This is a genomic window from Sphingobium sp. B2, from assembly GCF_007693735.1.
GTDB lineage: Bacteria > Pseudomonadota > Alphaproteobacteria > Sphingomonadales > Sphingomonadaceae > Sphingobium > Sphingobium xenophagum.
In genome coordinates, this window is record NZ_VDBZ01000017.1 from 1 (window position 1) to 5,896 (window position 5,896).

The 5,896-nt window shown below is 59.9% G+C and carries 6 protein-coding genes; 4 read left to right on the plus strand and 2 right to left on the minus strand.

Annotated elements, in window-relative coordinates:
• Positions 1-61: 61 nt before the first annotated feature.
• Together FE851_RS25685 and FE851_RS25690 are read right to left on the minus strand one after the other, a co-directional pair.
• A complete protein-coding gene (locus FE851_RS25685; protein ID WP_004213255.1) occupies positions 62-622 on the minus strand; it encodes a recombinase family protein in 561 nt (186 codons plus the stop codon).
• Between the two features lie 170 nt (positions 623-792).
• On the minus strand, positions 793-1,215 hold the full coding sequence (locus FE851_RS25690; protein WP_014072603.1) for a MerR family transcriptional regulator: 423 nt from the start codon (positions 1,213-1,215) through the stop codon (positions 793-795).
• Between the two features lie 76 nt (positions 1,216-1,291).
• Between FE851_RS25690 and FE851_RS25695 the strand changes: the two genes are divergently transcribed.
• The 4 genes from FE851_RS25695 to FE851_RS25710 form a co-directional block, all read left to right on the plus strand.
• Entirely contained in the window at positions 1,292-1,687 is a 396-nt protein-coding gene (locus FE851_RS25695; protein WP_014072602.1) for a mercuric transporter MerT family protein, read from the plus strand.
• 12 nt (positions 1,688-1,699) lie between these two features.
• On the plus strand, positions 1,700-2,029 hold the full coding sequence (locus tag FE851_RS25700) for a heavy-metal-associated domain-containing protein (RefSeq protein ID WP_004213249.1): 330 nt from the start codon (positions 1,700-1,702) through the stop codon (positions 2,027-2,029).
• A gap of 37 nt (positions 2,030-2,066) precedes the next feature.
• The gene (gene merA / locus FE851_RS25705; protein ID WP_026109686.1) at positions 2,067-3,485 is read left to right on the plus strand and encodes a mercury(II) reductase; all 1,419 of its coding nucleotides are present in this window, start codon (positions 2,067-2,069) and stop codon (positions 3,483-3,485) included.
• Between the two features lie 91 nt (positions 3,486-3,576).
• On the plus strand, positions 3,577-5,896 hold a 2,320-nt coding region (locus tag FE851_RS25710), incomplete at its 3' end, for a Tn3 family transposase (protein ID WP_145206921.1).

Genomic DNA, 5,896 nt, shown 5'->3' on the forward strand with positions numbered 1-5,896 from the left:
GCGTCACCTCAAGCTTTGTACGCTGAACAACGATTTTCCGGACATAATGTGAACATTGGTGTCAGGCAGCGGCGCGAAGGTACTGGTAGAGGGTTTCGCGGCTGATGCCCATGTCGCGCGCGATGGTCGCCTTGCGTTCACCGGCGGCAACGCGGCGGTGCAGATCGGCAATCATCTCATCCGAGAGCGACCGTTTCCGCCCCCGATAGGCGCCGCGCTGCCGAGCGATCGCAATGCCTTCGCGTTGCCGTTCGCGGATCAGGGCGCGCTCGAACTCAGCAAACGCACCCATGACCGAGAGCATCAGATTGGCCATCGGGGAGTCCTCCCCCGAGAAGGACAGGCTTTCCTTCTCAAACTCGATCCGGATACCTCGCTTGGTGAGGCCCTGGACCAGCTTGCGCAGGTCATCCAGATTGCGGGCCAACCGATCCATGCTGTGGACGACGACGGTATCGCCTTCGCGGGCGAAAGTGAGCAGAGCCTCAAGCTGGGGGCGGTTGACGTCCTTGCCCGATGCCTTGTCGGTGAAGGTCCGATCGAGCGACTGACCTTCCAATTGGCGATCCACATTCTGATCGAACGTGCTGACCCGGACATAGCCGATCCGTTGCCCCTTCACTGCGCACTCTCTCCATCAAAATGTCAGGTTGAAATCTATGATACGCAACGACATTCGTCAACAAATTCCGTTTAGTACCCTAATCTGACAGAAACCGCGGTAGCGCCCTGACGTCCGGTTAGGCTATACTCCAAGCTGACATCACAAAATCAAATCCCTCAAAGATGGCGTCAATTGCCTTGATGGGGTAAAAACTGGAGTGCTTCCAGGATGGGACATTCGGCAACGTCATCTCCAGTGCATCTGGCTAACGTGGTCGCCAGCGTCACCTCTATCTTCTGCAAATCTGCAATGCGGCGGCGGACATCTTCAAGGTGGAGTTCGGTTCTCGCCATAACCTCCGCGCAGGTTTGTGCACCGGTATCGGTGAGCGACAACAATGACCGTATCTCATCCATTGCATAGCCAAGGTCGCGCGCGCGCAGGATGAACTGCAACCTTTGCACCAGTTCCGGCGAATAGACGCGGTAGCCGTTGGAACTGCGAGGCGGCCCCGGCAGCAATCCCACCTTCTCGTAATAGCGGATGGTTTCGAGATTGCAGCCTGTTTTCCGGGCAAGCTGGGCACGCAAGATGCCGACCTGTTGCTCCATGAAAATACCTCTTGAGTCTGTAGTGGCTACAGAGCCTACACTGCGAATCACTCAGTTGGAACAAGGGATTCAAGCCATGGTCTCAACGCCGGAAGCGGGACAGCCAGCCCTCACCGAAAACCACGAGCCGAAGCAGGCAAACTGGGTTGCGGCGGGCGCATTGATCGGCGCGGGGCTCGCCTCGGCTTGCTGCGTCGTCCCGCTACTGTTGGTTATGCTCGGAATTTCCGGCGCGTGGATCGCCAACCTGACGGCGCTCGAACCTTACAAGCCCTATGTCGCAGGCGTAACGCTCGCGCTGCTCGGCTACGGCTTCTGGCATGTCTATTTCAAGCCGAAACCGCCCTGTGAAGACGGTTCCTACTGCGCTCGTCCACAATCGGCTTGGACCACCAAGGCGGTGCTGTGGCTGGGCCTTGCCGTCGCCATCCTGGCGCTCACCATCGACTGGTGGGCACCCTGGTTCTATTGAAAGGAAATACCCATGAAAAAGACAGTATGTATCGCTATGGCCGTGCTGGCTATGGCTGGCGGCGGGGTCGCCTATGCAGTTAGTGGCACGGCGCAAGATCGCCCCGCGGCTACCGCAACCGCTCAGAAGCAAACCACCTTTGCCATAGAGAACATGACCTGCGCCACCTGCCCGATCACCGTGAAGAAGGCGATGGAAGGCGTCGCCGGGGTAACGGCGGTCACGGTCGATTTCGCAGCCAAGACCGCGCGCGCAACCTATAACCCGCGCCGCACCAATGCTGCTGCGATTGCCGCTGCATCAACCAACGCGGGTTATCCGGCGCGCGCTATTCAAAACTGAGCGGGGCGCCGCCAGCGCCTCAAGAAAGCGATAAGCAATGAACGACTGTTGCAACCGCCCCGGGCAGGAAGGATTTGACGTGGCCGTCATCGGCGCGGGTTCTGCCGGGTACTCCGCCGCGATCGCCGCTGCCGATCTGGGCGCGAAAGTGGCGCTCGTCGGTCACGGCACGATTGGCGGCACCTGTGTCAATGTTGGCTGCGTTCCTTCCAAGACGCTGATCCGCGCCGCCGAAGCGGTGCATGGTGGGCTTGCCGCCGCGCGCTTTCCCGGCCTTGGGGGCGCTGTCCAGATGGATGACTGGTCCGTATTGGCGGCGTCGAAGGACGATCTTGTCACGACGCTGCGCCAAAAAAAATATGTCGATCTGCTGCCCGCCTATGACGGTGTGAGCTATATCGAGGGCAAGGCACGCTTTGCCGATGGTGCGCTGATTGTCGGCGATGCGCCCATGAAGGTCGGCAAGGTCATATTGGCGATGGGTGCGCACGCCGCCGTGCCGCCGATTCCGGGGATGGACAGCGTGCCCTACCTAACCAGCACATCGGCGCTGGCGCTGGATCGCTTGCCCAAATCGCTGCTGGTGATCGGTGGCGGGGTGATCGGGGTAGAACTGGGACAGATGTTTTCGCGTCTGGGCGTTGATGTCACCATCTGCTGCCGAAGCCGCCTGCTCCCCGAAATGGACCCGGAAGTGAGTGCCGCGCTGAAAAACTATTTGGAAGCCGAGGGCGTGCGGGTTTGCGCAGGTGTCGGCTATCAGCGTATCGCCCAAACACAGAGCGGGGTCGAATTGACCTGCGAGGGGCATTGTGACACCGTCGCGGCGGAACAGGTGCTCATCGCCACCGGACGCCGACCCAATAGCGACGGGCTTGGGCTGGAGGAGCGCGGCATAGTGCTTGCCCGTAATGGTGGAATCGTCGTCGATGACCACCTCGAAACGTCGGTTCCAGGCATTTACGCGGCGGGCGATGTAACGGGACGGGACCAGTTCGTCTACATGGCCGCCTATGGCGCAAAACTGGCCGCGCGCAACGCGGTGACGGGCAACCAATACCGCTACGACAATTCCTCCATGCCATCCGTCGTCTTCACCGACCCGCAAGTCGCCAGCGCCGGCCTCACTGAAACGACAGCACGGGCGCAAGGCCTGGACATCAAGGTTTCGCTGCTCCCGCTCGATGCTGTGCCAAGGGCACTGGCAGCACGCGATACGCGGGGTCTCATCAAACTGATTGCCGACAAGGCGAACGACCGTTTGCTGGGCGGCCAGATCATGGCACCCGAAGGCGCGGATTCGATCCAGACACTGGTGCTGGCGATCAAACACGGCATGACCACCCTGGAATTGGGTGCAACGATATTTCCTTACCTGACCACTGTGGAAGGCCTCAAACTGGCGGCCCAAACGTTTGATAAGGATGTCGCCAAACTGTCTTGCTGCGCCGGGTGATTGCTCGGGGATCAACCGGCAACGAATGGCCGCCCTCCAGTGCAAGCCGCTTTGGTGTCAATTTTGTTATTCGCCTCAGCGGGAGAGCAAAATGGCACGACGCCGACTTCTGACCGGAGACGAGCGCCGGCGCCTGTTCGATCCTCCTGTCCAAGAAACCGCGATCATTGGGCATTATACCCTTTCTGCGGAAGATGTTGAATTGGTTGGGCGCCGCTATGGTCCAGCAAATCGCCTCGGTCTGGCTGCACAAATCGCTTTGATGCGACATCCCGGCTTTGGTCTGCAACCCGAGATCGGGCTTCCCGACGTCATTCTTCAGTACCTCGCGGCACAGTTATTCGTCGATCCTTCCTCCTTCTCTGCATATGGTCAGCGCGCGCAAACCCGTACCGATCATGCCGATCTCGTGGCGCGTTATCTTGGCATACGCCCGTTTCGACGCGGCGACCTGGCACTTGCCCTGAATCTTGCCGCGCAAGCCGCCGAGTATACAGACAGAGGTGAACCGATTGTTCGCGCCCTCATGGTTGGCCTGAAGGGTGAGCGGTTCATTCTTCCGTCAGGCGACACACTGGAACGCGCCGGTCTTGCTGGCCGGGCACGCGCACGCAAAGCTGCCGCAGCCGCAATCGTCGAAGGCCTCAGCTCTGCTGAACTGACACGGCTAGACGAACTCGTAATCAACAACCCGGATTTCGGCATGACACCGCTGGCGTGGTTGCGTAATTTCGAAGAAGCCCCGACTGCGGCCAATATCAATGGCTTGCTTGAGCGCCTGCGCTATGTTCGCGGCATAGGTATCCACCCGGTAGTTGGGGGCGCCATTCCGGAATTCCGCTTTGCCCAATTTGTCCGCGAGGGCGGCGTGGCACCGGCATTCCTGCTTTCGGATTACAGCGTCAATCGCAGGCGGGCGACGTTGACGGCCGCAGTGATCGACCTTGAGGCCAGACTTGCCGATGCCGCGATCCAAATGTTTGACCGACTTATCGGCGGCATGTTCACGCGCGCGCGGCGTGGGCGCGAGCGTCGCTACCAAGATAGTATTCAGTCGGTGGGGCAACTCATGCGGCTGTTTGGCGCCACGATTACAGCACTTGATGAGGCTGTCCAGAATGGCGGCGATCCGCTCGAATTGATTGACGAAGCGGTGGGCTGGCACCGGCTTGTTGCGGCAAAGGCCCAAGTAGATGCCCTTGCTGATCTTGCCGGCGAGGACGCACTGGTAACGGCAACCGAGCGTTACGCCACGCTACGGCGTTTCAGCCCGGCATTTCTGGACGCCTTCACCTTCAAGGCGTCTGGAACAGGGACGGCACTGATCAAAGCCATCGATGTCATTCGCGATGCGAACACACGAAAGTCGCGCGACCTTCCCGATGGCGTTCCACTGCCATTCCCCAATCGGCAGTGGAAGCGTCTCATCACCGAAAGCGGCCGTATCGACCGCCGACGTTATGAAATTGCGATCATGGCAACCTTGCGTGATCGTTTGCGCGCCGGTGATGTATGGATCGAGGGAACCCGCAACTATCAGCGCTTCGATGCCTATTTGCTGGGTCGGCGCGACGCCGCCAAAGTGGCGGATGTGCTTCCGTTCGATTCAAATGCTGCATCCTACCTCGCTGACCGGGCACGAAATCTTGACTGGCGGCTGCGCCGATTTGCCAAGCAGTTGAAAACAAACAAGCTTGAGGGAGTGTCGCTCGAACGAGACCGGCTCAAGCTTCAGCAAATGCCGCCTGTCACCCCACCGGAAGCTGAAGCCCTCGATCGCAAGCTCGATACCCTGCTTCCCCGCGTGCGCATCACCGAGCTGCTGCTTGAAGTCGCCGAACGCACTGGTTTTTTGAACGCATTCCGTGACCTGCGCTCAGGCAAGGAGCACGACAACCCCAGCACGGTACTCGCCGCAATTCTGGCTGATGGCACCAACCTCGGGCTGGAGCGGATGGCCAATGCCAGCGAAGGCGTCAGCTATGCCCAACTCGCATGGACCCACAACTGGTATCTTTCACCCGAGAACTATCAGGCCGCGCTGGCCATGATCATCTCAGCCCATCACGAATTACCCTTCGCGCGGCATTGGGGCGCTGGCACCAGTTCGTCGTCCGATGGCCAGTTCTTCCGGTCGGGGCGGAGCCGTTCAGGGGCGGCGGACGTCAATGCCAAATATGGCGCCGAACCTGGCGTGAAAATCTATTCGCACCTTTCCGATCACTTCGCATCATTCGGATCACGGATCATGTCCGCGACGGCAGGTGAAGCGCCTTACGTGCTCGACGGGCTTGTCCTGGGCGCCGGCAACCTTCCGTTGCATGAGCACTATACCGATACCGGCGGCGCCACCGATCATGTTTTCGCACTCTGCCACCTACTCGGGTTCCGCTTCGCGCCCCGGCTGCGCG